This is a genomic window from Labilibaculum euxinicum, assembly GCF_009795715.1.
Taxonomy (GTDB): domain Bacteria; phylum Bacteroidota; class Bacteroidia; order Bacteroidales; family Marinifilaceae; genus Labilibaculum; species Labilibaculum euxinus.
In genome coordinates, this window is the sequence record NZ_WTCR01000002.1 from 508,744 (window position 1) to 530,929 (window position 22,186).

The window sequence follows — 22,186 nt, forward strand, 5'->3', positions numbered from 1 at the left end:
CTCCGATTAACGCTTGGAGTGGTTTTTTATTTCTTAGGTTTTCCAAAATCCTGAGTCCAGTAGTCGCCTATTCGCCCTACTCCCATTTCGGTGAAATCAGGATTCATTATATTGGCACAATGTCCCTGACTGGTTAACCAGCCATTAATAACACTTTCCTCTGATAAATATCCCTTGGCAATATTCTCACCTGCACTGTTGTAGAAATAACCTGCAGCATTCAATCTGTCAACAAATTTATCTCCATTCGATGATGTGTGACTAAAAAAGTTGTTGTCCATCATATCTTTACTATGCTTTAGAGCTGCATCTTCCAGTTTACTATTCCAAACAATTGCATTAACCGGAGGGTAATATGTAGTTCCGCAGGTAGTCCCTGCTGATCTTACATCGTTAACTAAATCTAATAGTTTTTGTATATCAATTTTATTTTCAGTAATAGGTTCATTAAGATCGATATCATCTTTGGAACAAGAAATAAATATACCTGATACTAATATCAGGGAAACTGTAAAAAAGGTTTTATTCATGACAAATAATTTGAATATTGCTTGCGCATTAGCTCTGATATTGAGGAAAGATAAATATTTTCTATATTTCTAATTCAATAAGAGGTTAATTTAGATTGATTTTCTAAATTATCAGAAATATGTAAAATATTATTTTCAACTTGAAGGATTATGTGTAATTTTAAGTACTGATAAGCTATGGATAAGCCATAAAATACTGTATATGAGAATATTTTACACCACATTACTATTGTTTTCAATTTCACTTTCTTCTTTCGGACAAAGGGACAATACTTATCTGCCTTCGAAAAGGAATTTCAGAATTAAATACATTTCATACGATTCTAAAGATAGAAGACAATATTCAGAGGTTTGGCAATTGGTTGGTAAATCAAAACTAGATGGATTAATTCAGTATAACATTGAGTCAGAGATTACTACCCGAAAGCAAAACACCTTTTATCAGTATTTTCGCATGGTTAGCAATGACTCTACTTTTTTTGTGGGTTCAGAGCGATATATGGATCCTATAAAATTGGATTCTTATCAGAAGATGGTTATAAAAATTTCGTCGGATAGTGTTGCTATTCCTATTCAACCAACGGTTGGACAAATACTGCCGGAATCGGGTTGTGAGGCTAGTATATTAAGAGGAACCGGATCTGTTTTGATGTCTATGAATGTTCTTCTTATTAATAGAAAGGTAGATGCGATTGAAAATATAAGAACTCCGGCAGGAAACTTTAACTGTTTCAAAATTTCGTCGGATAAAATTACCTATGGAGGAATTTCAAAAAATAAAACCAAGATATTTGAATGGTATGCTATTAATGTGGGGTTGGTTCGAATGGAGGAATATCATCCTAATGGAAAATTAATTTCATATAAGATATTGGAATCTCTCGCCGAAGATTTTTTATTGCCCTAAGATATATTATACAACAGATTTTATCGTTTTCTTAACCGCGAACATTCAACTTTTCTCGAAATGAATTCCAAATCTTGCTTTAATGCTAAGAATATTCATTTATTTTTGACATTTCGTTTTTGAAAGTTAGATATGAAGAAGAAACCTCAGTTTTTAATTGCTGCACCTTCCAGCGGATCAGGAAAAACAACTATTACTCAAGGTATATTACGCTATTTAAAGAACAAAGGGCTGCAAGTTCAGCCATTTAAGTGCGGTCCGGATTATCTTGACACAAAACATCATTCCTGGGCTGCTGGCAATGTCTCAATCAATTTAGACACCTTTATGAGCAGTCAGAGTCATGTTAAGAGTATTTACGGTAAATATTCTATTGAAGCTGATGTTTCTGTAGTTGAAGGCGTAATGGGCTTGTTTGACGGGGCAAAGAAAATGGAAGGAAGTTCTGCACAAATTGCTGAATTGTTAGATATTCCAATTATTCTTGTGGTTAATGCAAAGGCAACGGCTTATTCGGTTGCGCCCTTACTATTTGGATTTAAAAACTTTTATCCAGGTATTAAAATTGCCGGGGTAATCTTTAATTTTGTAGGCAGCGAATCACATTATCAGTTTTTAAAAGATGCATGTGAAGATGTTGGAGTGACTCCGCTTGGTTACGTTCCTAAAAATGAAAAGCTTCATCTGCCTTCCCGATACCTTGGTTTGCAGATTTCCGATTCGTCGCAATATAACTCTACTATTGAAGAAATTGCCAAACATATCTCTAAAACAGTTGATATTGAGAAACTATTGGAATTAATTACAATTCCATTTCATGAACCGAAAATTGATGAAACTATTGAACGAGGTAATCTTAAAATTTCAGTTGCCAAAGATGAAGCATTTAATTTTACCTATCATGAAAATTTAGCTGCGTTAGAAAAATTAGGCGAAGTTACTTTCTTTTCTCCCCTGAGGGATCAGCATTTACCGGCTACGGACTTGCTCTATTTTGCAGGCGGTTATCCTGAACTTTATCTTGATGAATTGAGTTCAAATGAATCTATGAAAAAAGCCGTTAAGGAGTTTTGTTTAAAAGGAGGACGTGTGTTAGCGGAATGTGGTGGTATGATGTATTTAGGTGATAGTATAATCGATTCAGATTCAAATGAATTCCCAATGGTTGGCTATTTTGATCAAAAAACCAGTATGGAAAACATGAAATTAAAATTGGGATACCGTAAAATTCACGTAAATGAGGATGTATTTTTGGGACACGAATTTCATTATTCTCACATTATTAATCCATCAATGAAATTCTCGGTTGGCGAAATTTATTCGGCCAGAGATCAAAAATCAGACACGTTTTTGTTTAGAAAAAACAATACAATTGCTTCTTATATCCATTTTTATTGGGGCGAAAAAAACATTATGGATTTGTTATTTTAATGAAGATAAGACCACACAAGCCGAACCGCGTGCCCATAATAGCTGTTCCCAAATAGATTCAGATGATTAAGAACATGATATAAAAGATAGATATTCTCTCTGTAATCATATCCTTGTGGAAGAGGCTTCCTTTTTTGATATGAACTGTAAAAATCACTGCTGAAGCCTCCAAATAGCTTTGTCATGGCCAAATCGGCTTCACGATGACCGTAATATACTGCAGGATCAATTAAGCACGGATTCGAATCTTTATCACAAATAAAATTACCACTCCATAAATCTCCATGCAATAAAGTTGGTTTTTCTTCACTTCCTTCTAAAATTTCTTCTATTCGTCCTTCTAAAACCAAAAAACCATTTTTCAATTCATTACCAACCAGCCCGTTTTTTTCGGCCAACTTGTATTGATACAATAAACGTTTATTATAGTAAAAATCACACCAATTATCACTTTCTGTATTTACAGCTATGTTTAATTGAGGTGTAGCTCCGATGTAATTGTCTTCTTTAAATCCGAATTTACCTGCGCTTATTTTATGCAAATTTGCCATTTGTGTACCAAAACGACTAAAAAAATCTTTGTCCTTTCTCCCCTCCTCAATGAATTCAAGCAATAAAACGTCTGAATCAACCAATAAAACTTCTGGAACTCTTATGCAGGTAGTTTTACGAATTTCCTTTAAGCCATTTGCTTCCTTAAAAAACATATCATCAGAATAAGGTTCTGTTTTTAAAAAGGCGTAACGACCATTCTCAAACCGAATTTGATTTGTTGTGGCAATACTCCCACCAGAAATAGATTTAAAACCAGTAATTTTCTGACCAACTAAATCTTCAATTCTAGAAAAAACTCCCTCAATTCTCATGTTAAATCATTAAGTAAACCTTCGCAGGCATCTTCAAGAATATCAAGTACTAATTCAAATCCGTCATCACCACCATAATATGGATCAGGGACTGAGCTGTAATTTAAAAAACGGGAACAATAAGTTGTAATGGATTTGATCTTTTTTAAATCGGATTCATTTCTTGCTAAAGCTTTAAGATCATTCACATTTTGCTGATCCATTCCAAAAATAAGATCGAACTTATCAAAATCGTTTTTCTCATTAAACTGCCTGGCAATACTCGTTAAATTATAATTCCTTCGTAAAGCGTGTCGCCGCATTCTTTCATCGGCTCTATCGCCAGTGTGCCACCCTCCTGTTCCTGCTGAATCGCATTCAAATTCATCATTAAGCTGATTTTCTTTTATATATGCATTCATTACAGCTTCTGCACTTGGAGATCGGCAAATATTTCCCAAACAAACAAAAAGTAATCGTTTTTTCATCCAAAGTTTTTAAAGTTTATTCAGCAAAGTATAAATATGAATTCTAAAATGAAAATTTACTAAATCAATTTGTGAAGAAATCAAATATATTTTCCAATTGACAACTTACTTGCCTTATAAATTTCAGTATATGAACATTTGATGCAACTCATAGTGGTGAATTTCTTATCTTGAACATCAAATATATTTGAAAAAATGCCACCAGCGACTCTGAATTCAACTGATTCGTAATTTGAATTCCCGCATTTAGGACACTTATAGCCTGTCTGATTCATGATTAATATAATAACAAAATTGTACTGTTGCTTTCATTATCTAAATTAATAACATTCTATTAACAGAAAAATTAAGACCTATAACTCCTTATTAATTTTTTTTTTATAAGTTTGTAGCAAGAAATTTCTAAATGGAAAGAGAATTAAAGCATATCGCGAACAAAAATCAAATCCGAATCTCTTCGGATAAGTTAGTTATGCACTCTACTGAATTTCAATCTCCAATGCATTGCCATAGATTATTTGCTTTCAACTATAATAACAATCAAATATGTTGTTGTTGTTGTAACTTGTATTCTTGTTGTTGGTAATATTAAGACAAACCACTTCAAAATAATTAAATATTGCACTGGGGATTCTTGTATTCCATAAGTTTTCCATACGTGTTTTCATCACTTTCTAAATCAAGAAAACAATGTCCTATTTGTCCAAAGTTATGGAAGAACTGCAAGCTTCCAGAAAAAATTCAGAATACGATATGCCTGGAAGGGATTTAGCCCACCGGTTTGTGGAAGAAGCAATGAATTCATTGTTTCCAATTAATGCCCGCAGATCTAATAGCTGCTATGAACAAGAGTCATTATTATATCAATTGGAGTCATTATTAAGATTATTGTTACTTCCGGTCAAAAATGAACTGGATGTGCCACTGGAAAAGATTACTCATGATTTTATGAAGACCTTACCAAAAGTATATCGTGATTTATTAATGGATGCTGAAGCAATTCAGAAATTTGACCCTGCTGCGCGAAGTATAGGTGAAGTAATTATTGCTTACCCTGGTTTTTTTGCAATTATGGTTTATCGCCTAAGCAATGTACTTTATCTTTTAAATGTTCCTTTAATTCCACGTTTAATGTGTGAGTACGCGCATACAAAAACAGGCATAGATATTCATCCCGGAGCAACTATCGGGGAATCTTTTTTTATAGATCATGGTACAGGTGTTGTTATTGGAGAATCGGCAATTATTAAAAACAACGTTAAGATTTACCAAGGAGTTACCCTTGGAGCTTTGCAGGTAAAGAAGAGTCTTGCCAAGAAAAAAAGACATCCTACTGTTGAGGACAATGTAATTATCTATTCGAACACAACCATTTTAGGAGGTGATACAGTAATTGGAAGAAACAGTATTATTGGCGGTAATGTTTGGTTAACGTCAAGTGTAGAATCAAATAGTATTGTATATCATAAACATGAGACTAAGGTTAGAACAAACCTTGATGAAAGTAAAATTATAAATTTTCAAATATAAAAATTTTAGTTGTATGAAAATAAATAACATTTTAGAGGCGATTGGGAATACTCCAATAGTAAAACTTAATAAAGTTTTTGGTAAAAATGCTAACGTATGGATGAAGTTGGAACGATCTAATCCTGGTGGAAGTATTAAGGATAGAATTGCTCTGTCAATGATCGAAACAGCGGAAAAGGATGGATCCCTTAAAGAAGGATCTTTAATAATTGAGCCGACCTCTGGTAATACAGGAGTTGGATTAGCAATGGTTGCTGCCGTTAAGGGATATAAAATTATTCTGGTAATGCCTGAGTCCATGTCGGTTGAAAGGAGGAGTTTAATGGCTGCCTATGGAGCTGAATTTGTACTTACGCCAAGAGAACTTGGGATGAAGGGTGCTATTCAAAAGGCAGAAGAGTTACTTGCCAGTAATGAAAATTCATGGATGCCTTCACAATTTGACAATGAAGCAAATGTTGAGATTCATAGAACTACAACCGCTAAAGAAATTATTGCTGATTTTCCTGATGGTCTGGATTATCTTATTACAGGTGTTGGAACCGGAGGCCACATTAGCGGTGTCGCAGAAATATTGAAAGCTAAATTTCCTAAATTAAAAGTGTTTGCTGTTGAGCCCGAAGCTTCACCTGTTATTGCAGGGGGTGCACCGGGGCCTCACCCATTACAAGGTATTGGTGCGGGCTTTTTACCAAAAAATCTGAATACTGAGATTTTAGACGGTGCTATTTCTGTTGGGAAAGAGGAAGCATTCATGAAAGTGAAAGAATTAGCTGTCTCGGAAGGGATTCTCGCTGGAATTTCGACGGGAGCATCACTGGCTGCAGTTGCCAAAAAACTTACTGAAATTGAAAATGGTGCCACTGTACTCACCTTTAATTATGATACTGGTGAAAGATACCTTTCAATTGACGGATTGTTTTAGACTGGAAAGAGAATATTAAATTTGCAACAGTAGTATGAAATTTTGGATGTTGCAAGTTTAATATTCTCTTCCTTTTTTAATTAGAACAATTATTTTCTAACACCTTGTTTTGTTTTAACAACAACAACTCCGTTACCTCCTCGTGATCCATACATTCCAGATGAGCTTGGTGTCAATATTTTTATACTTTTTATTGTCGCAGTTGGTAAACTCGTAAGAGCATCAAAATCAACAATTATACCGTCAATTTCAACAATAGCGTTGATAGGGCCATTTATAGATTGTCTTCCTCTAATTATAACTCTGTTATCTTCTATTCTTACCCCAGGATATTTATCCTTAATAATCTGAAGAGCGTCTGTATAATGCGAATAATCAGTGTTGTTTTTAAAGTACAGTATTAAAGTGGAAAATTGATCTGAATCCTTTATGTGCCCGGAATCAATGGCTAACTTCTGAGATTTTTTAGAATTTTTTAAGTTAAGGTTAACTTTGTAAAAATTTGAATCTCCTGTTAATTTTTGACTTTCATTTACAAATCCATCCGCACTTATTTTTATTTTTTCATTTAATATTCCTTCAAAACTAAAATTCCCTTCTGAGTCACTTTTTACAATCTGTTTTGAGCTGGAAATCAGAATTTCTGCATTCATGACTGGAATACTATCAAAAACAAAAATGGTTCCTGTAAATGTTTTTTTCTGACCATAGCTTGATGAAAAAATGAATAAAAATAAAATTAACAATCCATAAACGTTTAGTTTTTTCATTTTACGATAGATTTGATTCGTAATTGACATCTAAAATTAAGCCTTTTATTTTTCATGACTTTGAACTAAGTTAAAACAAAATAGATTGTCTTCCTCTAATTATATGAACTAACAACCATATATTTATTTAAAAAATCAAAGCTTGGTTAATTTGAAATATATTTAAATTCGAATACCCATAACAGTGATATCATCCAATTGTTCGGTATCATTCATCCATTTCTCCATCGTGTTTTCTAAAATTATTTTCTGCACCATCATAGGTTTTTGATGTATATCCAGCAAAACATTTCTAAATTGACGGGTAGTAAATTTTTTATCTTCTTCCCCACCAAACTGATCAGGATATCCATCGGTATACAGATAGAGCATATCTCCACTATTTAAATCAATTTCATGACTGGTAAAATCTATATTATTTTGATGATAAATTCCAATAGGCATTCGGTCTGCCTTCAAGGTAATTATCTTATCATTTCGCAATATTAAAAGGGGATTAAAAGCCCCTGAAAAAGTTAATTTACTATTGGCATGGTCAAGTACTATTAAAGATATGTCCATGCCATCACTTGGCGTGGTATCTTCATGGCTTTGTCGAAGTGAAATGATGATATTCTTACGTAGAATATTTAAAATTTCGCTTGTGTCGGTAATCTTTTTGTGGTTTACTATTTCGTTCAAAAGGGTAACACCCAGCATACTCATAAAGGCTCCGGGAACACCGTGACCTGTACAATCAGCCAAGGCAACAATAGTTTTGTCATCAACTTTAGTTACCCAATAAAAATCACCACTTACAATTGCCTTTGGTTTATTTATTATAAAGCTTTCGTTAAGAACCTTTTCTAAATATTTAGTGGGCGGAATAACAGCAGCCTGAATTTTACTGGCATATTTAATACTATCGGTGATGTCTTTGTTAGCACTTTCTATAAGGTCTTTCTGTTTCTCAATTTCTTCTTTTTGTCTGACTACTTCGATAGTTCTTTCATTGATTTTCTCTTCTAAAATTCTGTTTTCCTTCTTTAATTTTTTTTCTCTGTTTTTAATGTAAAATACTATTACTAATAGTGAAAAGAAAAATAGAACCAAATAGAACCATGCCTGCTTCCAAAAAGGAGTTTTAATATAAATATTAATACTTACAGGATATTCACACGTAACACCATCACCGTTTGAGGCCTCTAATAAGAATTTGAAACGACCATCACTTACTCCATGGTAGGTAACCTCACTTGTCGTTGAAAAATCAGTCCATTTTTCGTCATATCCTTCAAGCGTATGACGATATTTGACTAGTTCAGGTTCCTTAAAATATACACCAACAAACTCTATTTTTATTTTATATCGTCCTGGAGAAAGTACTATTTTTTCGCTTACAGGTACTAATTCATCATTTATTTTAACAGCTTTAATTTTGAGTACCGGAGGTGGAGTTGTTACTTTTTCAAGTGAAGGGTTAAATCTTAGCACTCCCTTATTTAGACCAAACCACAGATTTTCATTTCTATCCCTAAAACTAGAATTAACTTGAAATTCATCACTTTTACTAATCCCAATATTTTCTTGGAGTAGTTTAATTTTAAAATCAGATATATTTATCCTACTTAATCCACCACGATGAGTTACCCACATTCTATTCTGCTTATCAGGAGTCAGAGAATAACAATAATCAGATAAAAGTCCATCATTTGAGGTAATATTTGTAATGGAATCTTCCTGATAGATAAAAACCCCATTGCCTAATGTTCCGACCCAAATATTCCCTTTTGAGTCTTCTGCAATAGAACGAATATTTATAAACGAATTGTCTGCTGATAAATTGAATTTTGCAATTTCATTATTTTGAATAAAAGCTATAGAATTACTAAGTGTGGACAACCAAATTCGACCTTTAGAATCTATCATTATGTGATTAACACAGTTGTGAGGTAATCCGCCCTTACTAATTGTATACCAATTAAATTCATCTGCAGACACATCATAGGAGCAAGCTCCTTTTTTAGTTGCAATCCAAATCTGATCTTTAGTTCCTGTAATTGAATTAATAGAATTCTCCAATATTCCATTGGCAATAAATTGACGAACTAATTTGTCATTTTTGATATTTAATCGATAAACACCATTTTTTTCAGTACCAATCCATAAATCATTCTCATTTCTAGGATATAATGCTGTAATTTTATCAAAGGGCAATCCTCTGTAACTATCGAAAAAACGAATTTCGTTGTGATTGGAAATGTTCCTTCGCAGTAAGCCTTTCTCTGAGCCAAACCATTCGTATTTTCCATCTATTGAAATAGCTGAAATTTCAGAACCGTATTGCTCTCCTTCCGGAGAATAGAATGTGTATGCAGGATCAATTAAACGCGCTAAACCTTTCCCATAAACGCTTAGCCATATATTTCCTTCAGAATCTTCAAAAACGAGCTTTATATTGTCACTTTGAAGTCCATTACTTGTATCATAAGTTTTAACCAAATGAAATCCTTTTGCATCTTTTGCTAGTTTATGAATTCCTTCTCCAAATGTAGAAATCCATAAATTAGAATCTTGATCTTCAAAAATGTTTTGAATCCCTTCCATCTGCAAACCGGTATCTTCACCAATTTTAGACGTAGTAAAACCATTTTTTGTTATTTCTAAAAAATAAATACTGTTGGTGTCGCTTAGAATAAAGAAACCCTTCCCGCTTCTAGCTTTGCAAATACAATTTATTTTATTCTTATTGATTCCGTCAATGTCATTAACAACAACCAGTTGTTTATTTTCATTGATCAGGCAATGTTTTAAACCATCTATGGTTCCGACTATAAGCTCATTAGAATTAATAAATTCAAAGGAAAAAACAGGAAATAAACCTTCCAAAAAATCAATTGGTTCAACCTTATTATTTTCGCCAATCTGCATTAAACCATCGTTTTGGTTTGAAAACCAAATGTTTCCTGAGCTATGCATATGAATATCTGTCACACTGCTTTTAGCATTGGTGCCGGAAATAAACTTCTGAAAGCCAGCTTTACTTTTGCAGCTTAAATTACCATTCATATGGCCAAACCATTCTCCTTTTGGAGTGTTTAAATTGCATGAAATAAAGTTGCCCGCGAGAGAATCAGATGTGTTATAATTAGTAAAGTTAACTCCATCAAAACTTGCAAGTCCATCTCCGGTTCCAATCCACAAATAACCTTCCGAATTTTGACTTATAGTATATATATAGGCCTGAGGAAGGCCTTGATCGACCCCATAAGTTATAAACTTATTATCCTGAGCTTTAGGCAATTCCTGAAACAGGAAAAGTATTAGCAAAGGTAATAATGTTTGTAATAGGTATTTTTGTGTTTTTTTCATTCAATTATTTGTACTGCAACTTATAAAATAAAAAATTTATTGAAAAATTGTATCGACTGTATTTTCATCAGCTACTAACAGAACTTAGTTATTCGCAGGCAACGTAAAATAGAAGTATGAGCCCTCGCCGGGAACCGATTCTACACCTATTTCGCCACCAAGCAAAATCACCATGCTTTTTGAAATTGCCAAGCCCAGACCTGCTCCCCGATATAATTTTTTCCAGCCATCTCTAAATTCTTTTCTAAACCTCTCAAAAATCACTTCTTTTTGATCTTCTAAAATCCCTATACCTGTATCTTTCACAAAAAATTTAACCATTCCTTCTTTATGATATACAATACCAAAATCAATGGAACCTTCTTCAGTAAATTTTATGGCGTTTCCTATCAAATTGGATAAGATCTGTTTCAATCGTAAAGGGTCTGACAGAATCGTAAGATCCATAAATTTTTCAATATAATTTAACGTTATATTTTCTTTTTTTAACTCTGATAATTTCTTTACGTGAACCTCATACAATTCTAAAAATATTTCATGCAAATTGCATTCCTGTATTTTCATTTTAAGTTGCCCTGCTTCTATACTTGAGATATCCATTATATCATCAATTAATGACAATAAATCGTTTGTGTTAGACTTAAGTATAGACATATACCTACCTTTAGAAGTGGGATTTACATTTGGTTCCTGAAGCATGGTTGAAAAACCAACAATAGCGTTTAGGGGAGTTCTTATTTCGTGGGACATATTTGATAAAAACGCTGTTTTTAAGCGATCTGATTCTTCAGCTTTATCCTTTGCCAGAATTAATTCTTTTTCCGTTCTTTTCCGTTCTTTTATCACTTCTTCTTTAGCAATAACTTCTCTGGTTTTATCATCAAGATTTTGAATTAACTTCCTTTGGATTCTCCTCAAATTCTTTTCCCTAAGTACTACGAATAAATATATTCCCGAAATAAGACTAATAAGAGCCAATATTTGGAACCATGATTTTTGCCACAAAGGATATTTAATTTTGATCTTAAAACTTAAGGGTTCCTCTGATTTTACTCCATTGCCATTCACAGCATTTAATTGAAACTCATACTCTCCTGATCCTAATTGTTTGTATTCCGTTTCACGTCTGCTATCAGGTTTTGACCAATCTTGCTCATAACCTTTCAACACATACTGATATTGAATTAGTTCTGGTTCATTCAAGTTAATTCCTTTGAATCCAATCTGAATTTTATAATGTCCAGGAGGCAACACCAAGTTTTTATTAACCGGATAATCATCCCCATTTACGCGTAATGATGAAATGTTCAAACTTGGTGGAACAACACTATTAATTTCCTGAGAAACAGCATAAGTGTAAATTCCCTGATTAGATCCAAAAAGCAATGTATTTCCTTTCCCTATAGCAGTAGAATTTTTATTAAACTCAATTGATGATTGGATTCCTGCATTTTTTTGTATTGTTTTTACATGATAATCGGAGAGTCGAATTTGGCTTATTCCTCCTCTATGAGTTACCCACACGCGCTTTTCATCACAATTCAGGGAGTAGCAATAATCAGATAATAATCCATGCTGATAATTAATATTCAATATTGAATCCTTATTCAAAACATAAACTCCATTTCCCTGAGTTCCAACCCAGATCAGGCCATTTTTATCTTCCAAAACAGAAGTAATATTTAAAAGACTATTTCTATTGGCTAAGCTGATGTTTGTTAATTCTCCATTCTGAATGTATGATAATGTATTGCTAAGTGTTCCTACCCAAATACGGTTTTGATGATCCTTTATAATATGATTTACAGAATTATGTGGCAATCCTTCTTCCTGCATCGTAAACCACTTTTTATTATTGGTGTCAATATTGTACCTGCAAAGTCCCTTTTGTGTTGCGATCCAAATGTATTGGTTTTCGGTTAAAATTGAATTAATTGATTTCTCTAAATTCCCCAGACGAAGAAATTGAGGTTTTATAATTCCAGTCTTATAATTTAGACGATAAATTCCTGATTTTTCTGTTCCAATCCATAGTTCTTTATCATTCCAATCAGCAAGAGCTGTAATTTTCTCATTTTCTAAAGCACCATTCACGTCATAAGAATGTAATACTTTGTTTGATTTTGCATCAACTTTTAAAAGTTCACTTCCGGTTCCGATCCATATTATTTCGTTTTTAATATATATGGAATGGATGCTATTACTGTATCGTTCTTCATCGAAATTTATGAATGAGTTTGCTGCAGGTACTAAACGGCTTATACCTCCTCCATACTTGCCAATCCATACGTTTCCTTCCCGGTCTTCAAAAACAGATTTAATTGCATTGGTTTGTAAGCCATTATTTTCACCGTAATTTTCAATTTCGATGAGTTTATGATTCTGAGCAATTTTAAGTTTATAAATGCCACTGTTCAGAGACGTTACCCAAAGATTCCCCTGCTTGTCCTCAAATAGATTCTGAGCCCTTGAGAATTCATAATTACCTGCAATTCTATTGACTTTATATTGACTTGAATCCACTTTAATTTGATACAAACCTTCATTTTCTGTCAGAATATATAATTGATCATTTAATTGGGATTGAATTATATCAACAACCTTATTATGAGGGATTTCAAGAATATCATTCTTTACTTCAATTTCATTGTTCTTAGTTATTTGGCACAACTTAACTCCTTCGGAGGTTCCCACCAATAACTTATCTTTACCAATAAACTTAAAAGTAAAAACAGGTTGCGTAAAGGAATTCTGATACAATTTGTTTTCGAAAGTTTCCCTTCTTAATTTAAAAAAACCTTTATTTTGGCTTGCAATCCAGATATTTGCATCTGAATCTTGTTCAAGATCTGCAACACTACTTGTTTCGTTAATATAACATCTAAAAGAAATACCGTCATAGAAACTTACTCGTCCATTCAAGTGCCCAAACCATAATCCTTTACTTGTTTTAAGACTGCATGTTATAAAATTTCCACCAAGAGAATCTTGTTCCGTATAATTTTTAAATGTATAACCATCATACTTTGATAAGCCATTGCCAGTACCAACCCACAAATTGCCTTTTGCATCTTGTGTGATATTATACACGTAGGCTTGAGCCAGTCCATCATCAACACTATAGTTGATGAATCTGTTTTCTTGTGAAAAGACAAACACAGGAGCTGTTATTAAGAACAGCCCTAAAAGTTTAATCAAAATTTTACATTGTCCCATCCAAATAAATATTTTCAATTCTTCTTCTTTTTACCAATTGCTTTCATTTTAATTTTTGGAGTATAAACAGGAACACCTCCAATTGGTATTGAAAAGAATGGCAATGCCTCACCGTATTGATTTTTAATTGAGATAACCACATTATTATTTTTCACTAATTCGGTACGACGTTTAATAAATTGTATTTCCAAAGATGAATTTTTTTCTCGGTCACTTATTGGGAATTTATTTCTAATCCATTGATTTTCGCTTGACAAATCGCAAAGCATCCCGTTTTTTGCGACAGAATTAATTCTAATGTATCCATCATTATCCCAATCAAAATTTGTTACTTCTACAGAAATAGTTCTGTCATCTGCAAAAGGATAAATTTGAGAAATATCGTTCATATCATTCGAAAGGCGAAAGGTGTACTCGTAAGTAAAAACATTTCCTCCTTCAACTTCCTTGTTTTCTTTCGAGCTTGTACTCAAAAAAAAGCGGTAGAGATTTCCATCATCACCTGATTTCCCTGTGACAATAACTTTGAAAACCCTTCCTCCAAATTTTTCTATCATTTCTCCTTCAAAGGGATTAAACGGGCCAAAAGTATACCAATCATTATCATATTTAGGATCATTATCAAAAATCACCGAAGTCAGAAGATTTCCGCTGTCAAATTTCCCAACAGGGTCTATATTCTGAGCATCTTTATTCGACCAGCATTCAAATCCTCCGTAAACAGAAAAATTAACTTTAGTATTGTATTCTCCTTTTTGTTCATCATTCATACCTCCAATTTCAGGATCATAAACTCTAAAATAAACAGGTTCGGTATGATTTTCCGGGATTAGAAAAAAATAAATTTGATTAAAATCGTCATCTCCCCAAGAAGTTTCCGCATCAGCACCAAAAGTGACTAAATAAGGTATATTTTCTTCTGCAGCAGGAACTGCTTGAGCGTTAACGGTGCTTGTTTTTAATAAAACACTGCAGATAAAAAGACTAAAGATGAATATTTTAATTTTTGTCATTCTTTTTTTAATTTTAGTTAGGCCTATTCCTTTATTGCTTTGAACTCCAGACTATTTGTGTCTTTATTTTCTTCACCCAATTGATTTGTAATTTCATAGACTGCAGTTCGTAAACGGAATTTCTCAACTCCACGTTCAATAAGATAGTCCGCAATACTTTGAGTTGCCTTCCCTGCTCTATCAAAACTTTGCTTACTTTGCGTGTTTACGTGATACCCTATTTTAAGTTCAAGCAGTGCATTTGACAATAAAATTTCCAACAGACGATTCAATATTGGAGTTGCTGATTCTGAAAAAGATTGTTTTTCAACCTCTATAAATGAATATTGAAACTGAGCTGAAAGAACTTGCAGTTCTTTTTCAATTGAATGTAATTTAGCATTACTTTTTCTACTTGAATTCAATAGGCTTTCCAGAGCCAATGCTTTTGCCGGATTACTATTTAAATCAATCTCTTCAGATTCCTCTATATTAGAATTAATAAAATACTTCTCTTTCTCAAAAGATTCAAAAAAGACCAAATCAAATGCTTTCAATATACCTCTTGCATCAGAGGCAATATGAATAAGTTTTGGTTGAATTATAAAGGAATCGTAAAGTTCTTGTTGCACAACAAAATCCCCATCTGTGGATGGGTTGTTCTTATTATGTGGTTTATTTTCCGACTTCATCCGCATTAATGCTGTTGGATTTTTAACGACAGCCAAATTTTTCTCAACACATATTTTTTTTCTATTTCCTAAACTATCTTTTTCACTTAAAACCCCTAAAACTACATTATATACGCCAGCTTTATCATAGGAATGACTTACACTGATTCCTTCATCAAGGATTCCATCACCAAAATCCCAAAAATACTTCTCTAAATTAATTGAAGGCAAGTTAGTTTTGGATGCTTCAAAATTGATCTGATTTTTGGTTAAAGCTTCATCAACACAACTAATATAGGCTTGTTCAAAATCCAGAAGTTCAAATTCATAATTGGTTTGTCTCATAAAGACTTCTCCTGTCCGCTTGTCAATTATATTTAGCTCTACGGTGTACTTTCCCGGTCCAACATAACAATGTTCTGCTTCTTTCCCTTTTACTTTTACACCATCACCAAAAAACCATTCATAATAGGACGTTGCAGTATCCACCGGAGTATAGTATTCGTCGTAAAACAGAAAACAATATTGATTTTCTTTAATTGTATCACAATTGGTGAATTGTGGAAACATTGTTTTAAAATCAAAAATATCATCGCTGGCATTTCTATTGCTTGAGAAGTAGCCTTTTTCAAAATTACGATCAGTAATTAGTCCAAAATCATCAAATTTTGAATTAATCGGTGTGTTAATGTGCAAAACCTCTTGCCATTCACCATCAATCATTTTACTTGAAAAGATATCTAAACCACCTAAGCCCTTATGACCATCGGAGGCAAAAAACAATTCTCCTGAAGCTGAAATGAAAGGAAAACTCTCATCCCCATTGGTGTTAATTTCAGCTCCTAAATTCTGGGGAGTACTCCATGTATTATTTATTTTTTCACATAGATATATATCTAATCCGCCAAATCCACCCGACATATCAGAAACAAAGAACAATTTCGATCCATCTTCACTTAGTGAAGGCATGGTTACGTGATGATCCAAACTATTGTATTCGAAAGGTTCAGGATTACTCCAAACAATTCCATTTAAATGCGAAGTGAATAAGCCCAATGTATTTTTATCATCTTTACTATCCCTTTTTTTATTGTTTACCTCATTGTTTCGTGAAAATATTATGACTGAATCATTTGAACCAAAACAGGCAGGTCCATCGTTAAAATTGGTCATTAGTTCCGTAGCCAGAATCGCAGGGGATTTACCCAAACTGTCTCCTTGAACAGGAACATAGAACATATTAAATAGTTCTTTGTCTTCAGGAGTTGAGAATGTAACAAAAAGATCCGTTCTTCTATTCGAGCAAAATACAATTCCATCTTTGTAGTAAGCGGATGAATACTCATCATCTTGTGCAGAACAAAAAGAAGTTGAATTAACCTCATAGTTTGCTGTTTGTCCGTTTGCAAAAAAGGAAGAAATAAGGGTAAAGAGAACTAATAGTATTATGGTAAAAAATTTATTCATAATTCGTTCTTTTGTTCTTTATAGATTTCTAGGGCTATGAACTTTAATTGTATATTTAAAATCATAACGAATCATTAATTCGTGCGAACCAATTTTGTACTCGCTTAATTTATTTGAATTAAAATCGGTGGCATATCCTAATTGAAACTGTTTGTTTAGCTGAATTTGAAACATTCCTTTGAAAAACTTCTGCTGACTGTCATAAGCCATTCCAACAGAATATTTCGCCAAGTAAATTAGTTTGTTAATTAGAATTAAATCTAATTTATCTTCTTTCTGATATCTCAACATTACACTTGGAACAAACTGGAAATTTTGCTGTAAGTCGAATTCATAATCACCACTAAGAATATAATTATATTTTGAAATATCATTAGTGATCAGATATTTATCTCTCGATGAATTAAATGTATAGGAAAGCATACAAGGCAATGAAAATCCAATATGATACTTTTCAGTTGAATAATACACTCCTAAGCTTACTTCAGGAATTAAATAGGTAGGAGAATTGTTTTGAATTAATTCGTCACTAGGATCATTGGCCCGTAGTTCAGTCCAGGCCGTGTTCATCATGATAAATCCACCACCTAATCCCAAAGCTAAATTCCCTTCTCTCATCTTTATTTTAAAGGAATAATTGCCAATTACACTTGTTTCGTCACTAACTCCAATTTGATTATTGATGACTGAAATTCCCAATCCCATATTTTGTTTCCTCATTGGTGAATGAGCCGAAAATGATAATGTTTTGGGTGCTCCCTGGAAACCAACCCATTGATTTCGGTATAACATATTAGCACTTAAAGCATCTCCACTACCAGCAATAGCAGGATTTAAGGCTATAGGGTTAAATATATACTGGTTCGTGAATTGAGTATTCTGTCCTAATATAAAAAGAGGAACAAGAAGCCAAAATATGATGATAATTGTTTTTCTCATTCTATCTCTTTATAACAATACATCCTCTAAAAACCTTTTTTGTTTCTAATTGCAGCACATAAAAATAAGTGTCCGTTACTAATTCATTTCCATTTCGATCCAGTCCGTTCCAATCGTTTTTATAATTTGAATCGGAGTATATCTCTACCCCATTTCTATTAAAAATAGTTAATTCAATATTCTCTAGATTTTCCGAACCTCTAATCAGGAAAAATTCATTTTTACCATCACCATTAGGTGTTATTACCGTAGGAATGAACAATTTGCCAACCGTTAATTTCACATCATCGTAATCACTACAGAATTGATTTGTTTCTGTCCATCGAAGAATGTTTTCATTTACCCCTAATTTATCTACTTCTGTATTAGGAGAATATTGATCGTATAAATTAGCATATCCACTTACTACAGTCCATTCGCCGGTACCTGCAGTTGATAAAACAGCTCCTAACTGTGCCCGATCGGAATATTCCATTCTTATATCCATACCGGCATTAGCAATTGGTTGTTCCTGAAAAGTAATATCAATAACATCATTATCAGTACAATCATCATTTGTTTCGGTCCACATAAGTTGGTAGCTGTCATATGCATCCACCACGAGTGTGGCGTTAGGAGAATTAGCATTTGGAGTGAAGGTAGCATTCCCAACTCCTGATATTTTAGTCCAAATTCCTATGCCTGCACTTGGAGTTGCTGCAAGAGAATATTCAAGACCGCACTGATCTCCTCCAAATCCAGCATTTGCTATTGGTTGTTCTAAAAAATTAACAATAACTTCATCACTCGAAGAGCAAGTGCCATTATCTTCTGTCCATCTAAATGAATATATTCCGTAACTATCTACTGTCACTGCACTGTTCGGGGAATTGTGATTTGGGAAGAAACTTACGTTGCCATTACCGGAAATTTTGGTCCACGTGCCAGTACCCAAACTAGGTGTTGCGGATAAAGAAAATGTTAAGCCACACATATTTCCTCCGACACCTGCATTTGCTACCGGTTGATTGTAAAAGTTAACAGCAATCATTTCAGAATCAATGCAATTTCCATTCGTTTCAGTCCATAAATACTGATAAGATCCAAAATCACTTACAGTTACGGTCGCATTAGAAGAACTGCTATTTGGAAAAAAGCTTGAAATTCCCGAGCCTGATACTTGTGTCCATTTCCCTGATCCTACACTTGGTTTTGCATTAAAAATAAAATTTAAATCACATTCATTGCCACCATTTCCGGCATCTGCAATAGGTTGCTCATAAAAATTAACAATTATTTCATCAAATTCGGAACAGTTTCCATTTGCTTCTGTCCATCTTAGTTTATAAGATCCATAACTATCAGCTGTAACTTTTGCATTCGGCGAGTTCTCATTAGGAGAAAAACTAAGATTGCCCGGTCCGGATTCCTTTGTCCAAGTCCCAATACCTGAGCTTTGTGTTGCCAAAAGATTATAATCTAAATCACATTCATCACCTCCAACTCCGGCATCTGCATTAGGTTGTTCGTAAAAACTTACACTTACATCGTCGCTATCCGAACAACCATCCTGAACTTCGGTCCAGGTAAACTGATAAGTACCGTAAACATCAACAGTTACTGTCGCATTGGGGGTATTTGCGTTAGGTGAAAAAACGGCATTCCCTGATCCACTGATCTTTGTCCATGTTCCTGTACCTATACTTGCAGTTGCAGATAAATTGAAATCAAGATCACATTCATTACCTCCTATACCTGCATTGGCTATTGGCTCCTGCGTAAATGTTAAAGTCATATCATCACTAGCTGAAGAGCAAACTGGGTTCTCAACCGTTTTTGTAAATGTTATAATACCTGATTCTCCAATTCCAAAATTATAAGTCGGATTATCAATGGTGTTATCATCAAATGTCCCGTTTCCATTGGTACTCCATACAATGGAGCCATTTGCAGAATTGCTGCCGGTAACAGTATAATTGCCACCACCACAAATGTTATCATCTGCCCCAGCATAGGAAAATGGAGTTTGATTAAAATTAACGGTTATATCATCGGAACTTACACATGTTCCATTGGTAATTGTCCAGCGGTAAACGTAGGTTCCGTAATCTGTTACTGCAGCATTTGAGGTTCCGGCATTGATATCATTGAAAGTTGTTGTGCCAGGCCCTGATTGCTGTGACCAGGAACCAACTCCTATTGTCGGAGTGTTTCCTCCTAAACTTCCGCTTATTAATCCATCACAATAATTTTGATCACTACCAACACTTGCAACAGTTGGCTCTTCATTAAAATTAACAACAATATCCGCTTCGGATGACGTGCAAGATCCATTGCTGACAGTCCATCTATAAGTGTATGCTCCATATTGACTGGCAGTTGCTGTTGAATTTCCAAAATTAATATTGCTAAATGTTGTTGTGCCCGGACTGGAAACCTGTGACCAGATTCCTGTACCAACCCAAGGAGTATTACCACCTAAACTCGTGCTAGTAAGATTATTGCAATTATCCTGATCGTCTCCAACACTTGCAAGAGATGGTTTTTGAAAGTAAGTTACTGTTACCTCAGCCTTACTGGAAGTACAGGTTCCATTACTTATTGTCCATCTGTATACGTAGATGCCATATTCACTTACGCTTGCAGTGGAACCACCGAAATTAACATCACTAAATGTAGTTGTGCCGGGACCAGATACTTGCGACCAGGAACCGAGACCAACACTTGGAGTATTTCCAAGTAATGCATTACTAACTTTGTTATCACAAATGTATTGGTCTGTTCCTACCGTTGCAATTGTAGGTGTTTCATAGAAATTTACAGTAACATTATCACTTGATGGTGTACAAGTTCCATTACTTATTGTCCATCTGTAAGTGTAAGTTCCATAACTAGTTACAGTTGTCGTTGAAGTATCGGAATTAATATTGCTGAATACTGTTGTACCAGGTCCTGATGTTTGTGACCATGTTCCTACCCCAACACCATCCACAGCGGATAAGGTAAAATTCAAACCGCACTCGCTTCCTCCTGAACCTGCATTAGCTATTGGTTGCTCATTAAAATTGACAGTTACATCATCAAAATCGGAACAGGTTCCATTTACTTCAGTCCATCTCAATGTAAAAGTTCCATATGTATCTGAGGTTATTATTGCATTGGGATCATTGGCATTAGGAGCGAAACTAAGACTCCCTGTACCTGATTGTTTTGTCCACGTTCCTGTTCCCATGCTTGGCGTTGCAGAAAGAGAAAAATTCAAGTCACATTCATTTCCCCCTGAGCCGGCATTTGCAACTGGCTGTTCATAAAAGTTAACATTCACTGCATCACTGTCCAAACAACCATTACTAACCTCTGTCCAGGTAAATTCATAAGTATCGTAGGCATCAACTGTTACTGTTGCATTTGGAGAATTAACATTTGGTAAAAAAACAGCATTGCCTGAACCTCCTGTCTTTGTCCAGGTTCCTGTTCCAAGGCTTGGAACTGCAGATAAAGAAAAATTCAAATCACATTCGTCGCCTCCTGAACCTGCATTAGCCATTGGCTGCTCATTAAAATTGACAGTTACATCATCAAAATCGGAACAGGTTCCATTTACTTCAGTCCATCTCAATGTAAAAGTTCCATATGTATCTGAGGTTATTATTGCATTTGGATCATTGGCATTAGGAGCGAAACTAAGACTCCCTGTACCTGATTGTTTTGTCCATGTTCCTGTTCCAAGACTCGGAACTGCAGATAAAGAAAAATTCAAATCACATTCATCGCCTCCTGAACCTGCATTTGCAACTGGTTGCTCATAAAAATTAACAACTACATCATCAAAATCGGAACAGGTTCCATTTACTTCAGTCCATCTTAATGTAAAAGTTCCATATGTATCTGAGGTTACGATTGCATTGGGATCATTGGCATTAGGAGCGAAACTAAGATTTCCCGAACCTGATTGTTTTGTCCATGTTCCTGTTCCAGCACTTGGTGTTGCAGAAAGAGAAAAATTCAAGTCACATTCATTTCCCCCTGAGCCGGCATTTGCAACTGGCTGTTCATAAAAGTTAACATTCACTGCATCACTGTCCAAACAACCATTACTAACCTCTGTCCAGGTAAATTCATAAGTATCGTAGGCATCAACTGTT

The 22,186-nt window shown here is 34.2% G+C and carries 15 protein-coding genes; 4 read left to right on the forward strand and 11 right to left on the reverse strand.

The genetic code is table 11. The features are described from left to right. Positions 1 to 26 precede the first annotated feature (26 nt). Positions 27 to 530, reverse strand: coding sequence for a CAP domain-containing protein (locus tag GQR60_RS04070; protein ID WP_124991701.1), 504 nt, complete (start codon positions 528 to 530; stop codon positions 27 to 29). Positions 531 to 732: 202 nt separating this feature from the next. On the opposite strand from GQR60_RS04070, the gene GQR60_RS04075 reads away from it, so the two are divergent. Both GQR60_RS04075 and GQR60_RS04080 read left to right on the forward strand, forming a co-directional pair. Then, positions 733 to 1,437, forward strand: a complete 705-nt coding sequence (locus tag GQR60_RS04075; protein ID WP_124991702.1) for a TapB family protein — start codon at positions 733 to 735, stop codon at positions 1,435 to 1,437. A 132-nt stretch (positions 1,438 to 1,569) separates the two neighbouring features. After that, on the forward strand, positions 1,570 to 2,868 hold the full coding sequence (locus tag GQR60_RS04080; RefSeq protein ID WP_124991703.1) for a cobyrinate a,c-diamide synthase: 1,299 nt from the start codon (positions 1,570 to 1,572) through the stop codon (positions 2,866 to 2,868). On the opposite strand, the gene GQR60_RS04085 is transcribed toward GQR60_RS04080, so the two are convergent. The 3 genes from GQR60_RS04085 to GQR60_RS20340 form a co-directional block, all read right to left on the reverse strand. Further along, complete coding sequence (locus tag GQR60_RS04085) at positions 2,865 to 3,734, reverse strand: fructosamine kinase family protein (RefSeq protein WP_124991704.1); 870 nt, start codon at positions 3,732 to 3,734, stop codon at positions 2,865 to 2,867. The two genes, GQR60_RS04080 and GQR60_RS04085, sit on opposite strands and share 4 nt — an antisense overlap. After that, entirely contained in the window at positions 3,731 to 4,201 is a 471-nt protein-coding gene (locus GQR60_RS04090; protein ID WP_124991705.1) for a low molecular weight protein-tyrosine-phosphatase, read from the reverse strand. Before GQR60_RS04090 ends, GQR60_RS04085 begins: the two co-directional genes overlap by 4 nt. 80 nt (positions 4,202 to 4,281) lie before the next feature. Next, the gene (locus tag GQR60_RS20340) at positions 4,282 to 4,476 is read right to left on the reverse strand and encodes a zinc ribbon domain-containing protein (RefSeq protein ID WP_124991706.1); all 195 of its coding nucleotides are present in this window, start codon (positions 4,474 to 4,476) and stop codon (positions 4,282 to 4,284) included. A gap of 415 nt (positions 4,477 to 4,891) precedes the next feature. Between GQR60_RS20340 and GQR60_RS04100 the strand changes: the two genes are divergently transcribed. Together GQR60_RS04100 and cysK are read left to right on the forward strand one after the other, a co-directional pair. Next, on the forward strand, positions 4,892 to 5,731 hold the full coding sequence (locus GQR60_RS04100; protein WP_101311488.1) for a serine O-acetyltransferase: 840 nt from the start codon (positions 4,892 to 4,894) through the stop codon (positions 5,729 to 5,731). 13 nt (positions 5,732 to 5,744) lie between these two features. Next, on the forward strand, positions 5,745 to 6,656 hold the full coding sequence (cysK, locus tag GQR60_RS04105; RefSeq protein ID WP_124991707.1) for a cysteine synthase A: 912 nt from the start codon (positions 5,745 to 5,747) through the stop codon (positions 6,654 to 6,656). An 89-nt stretch (positions 6,657 to 6,745) separates the two neighbouring features. Here cysK and GQR60_RS04110 read toward each other — a convergent pair whose 3' ends face one another. The 7 genes from GQR60_RS04110 to GQR60_RS04140 all read right to left on the reverse strand — a co-directional run. After that, entirely contained in the window at positions 6,746 to 7,426 is a 681-nt protein-coding gene (locus GQR60_RS04110) for a TonB-dependent receptor plug domain-containing protein (protein WP_160463408.1), read from the reverse strand. A gap of 162 nt (positions 7,427 to 7,588) precedes the next feature. After that, complete coding sequence (locus tag GQR60_RS04115; protein ID WP_124991709.1) at positions 7,589 to 10,777, reverse strand: ligand-binding sensor domain-containing protein; 3,189 nt, start codon at positions 10,775 to 10,777, stop codon at positions 7,589 to 7,591. Between the two features lie 84 nt (positions 10,778 to 10,861). Next, positions 10,862 to 13,993 (reverse strand): ligand-binding sensor domain-containing protein, encoded by a 3,132-nt coding sequence (locus GQR60_RS04120; RefSeq protein WP_124991710.1) that lies wholly within the window; start codon positions 13,991 to 13,993, stop codon positions 10,862 to 10,864. Between the two features lie 14 nt (positions 13,994 to 14,007). Next, on the reverse strand, positions 14,008 to 15,006 hold the full coding sequence (locus GQR60_RS04125) for a hypothetical protein (RefSeq protein WP_124991711.1): 999 nt from the start codon (positions 15,004 to 15,006) through the stop codon (positions 14,008 to 14,010). 23 nt (positions 15,007 to 15,029) lie between these two features. Next, the gene (locus GQR60_RS04130; RefSeq protein WP_124991712.1) at positions 15,030 to 17,123 is read right to left on the reverse strand and encodes a PKD domain-containing protein; all 2,094 of its coding nucleotides are present in this window, start codon (positions 17,121 to 17,123) and stop codon (positions 15,030 to 15,032) included. 18 nt (positions 17,124 to 17,141) lie between these two features. After that, entirely contained in the window at positions 17,142 to 18,062 is a 921-nt protein-coding gene (locus GQR60_RS04135) for a PorP/SprF family type IX secretion system membrane protein (RefSeq protein ID WP_124991713.1), read from the reverse strand. A 1-nt stretch (position 18,063) separates the two neighbouring features. Next, positions 18,064 to 22,186: gliding motility-associated C-terminal domain-containing protein (locus GQR60_RS04140; RefSeq protein ID WP_148096532.1), on the reverse strand; the 4,123-nt coding region annotated here is incomplete at its 5' end.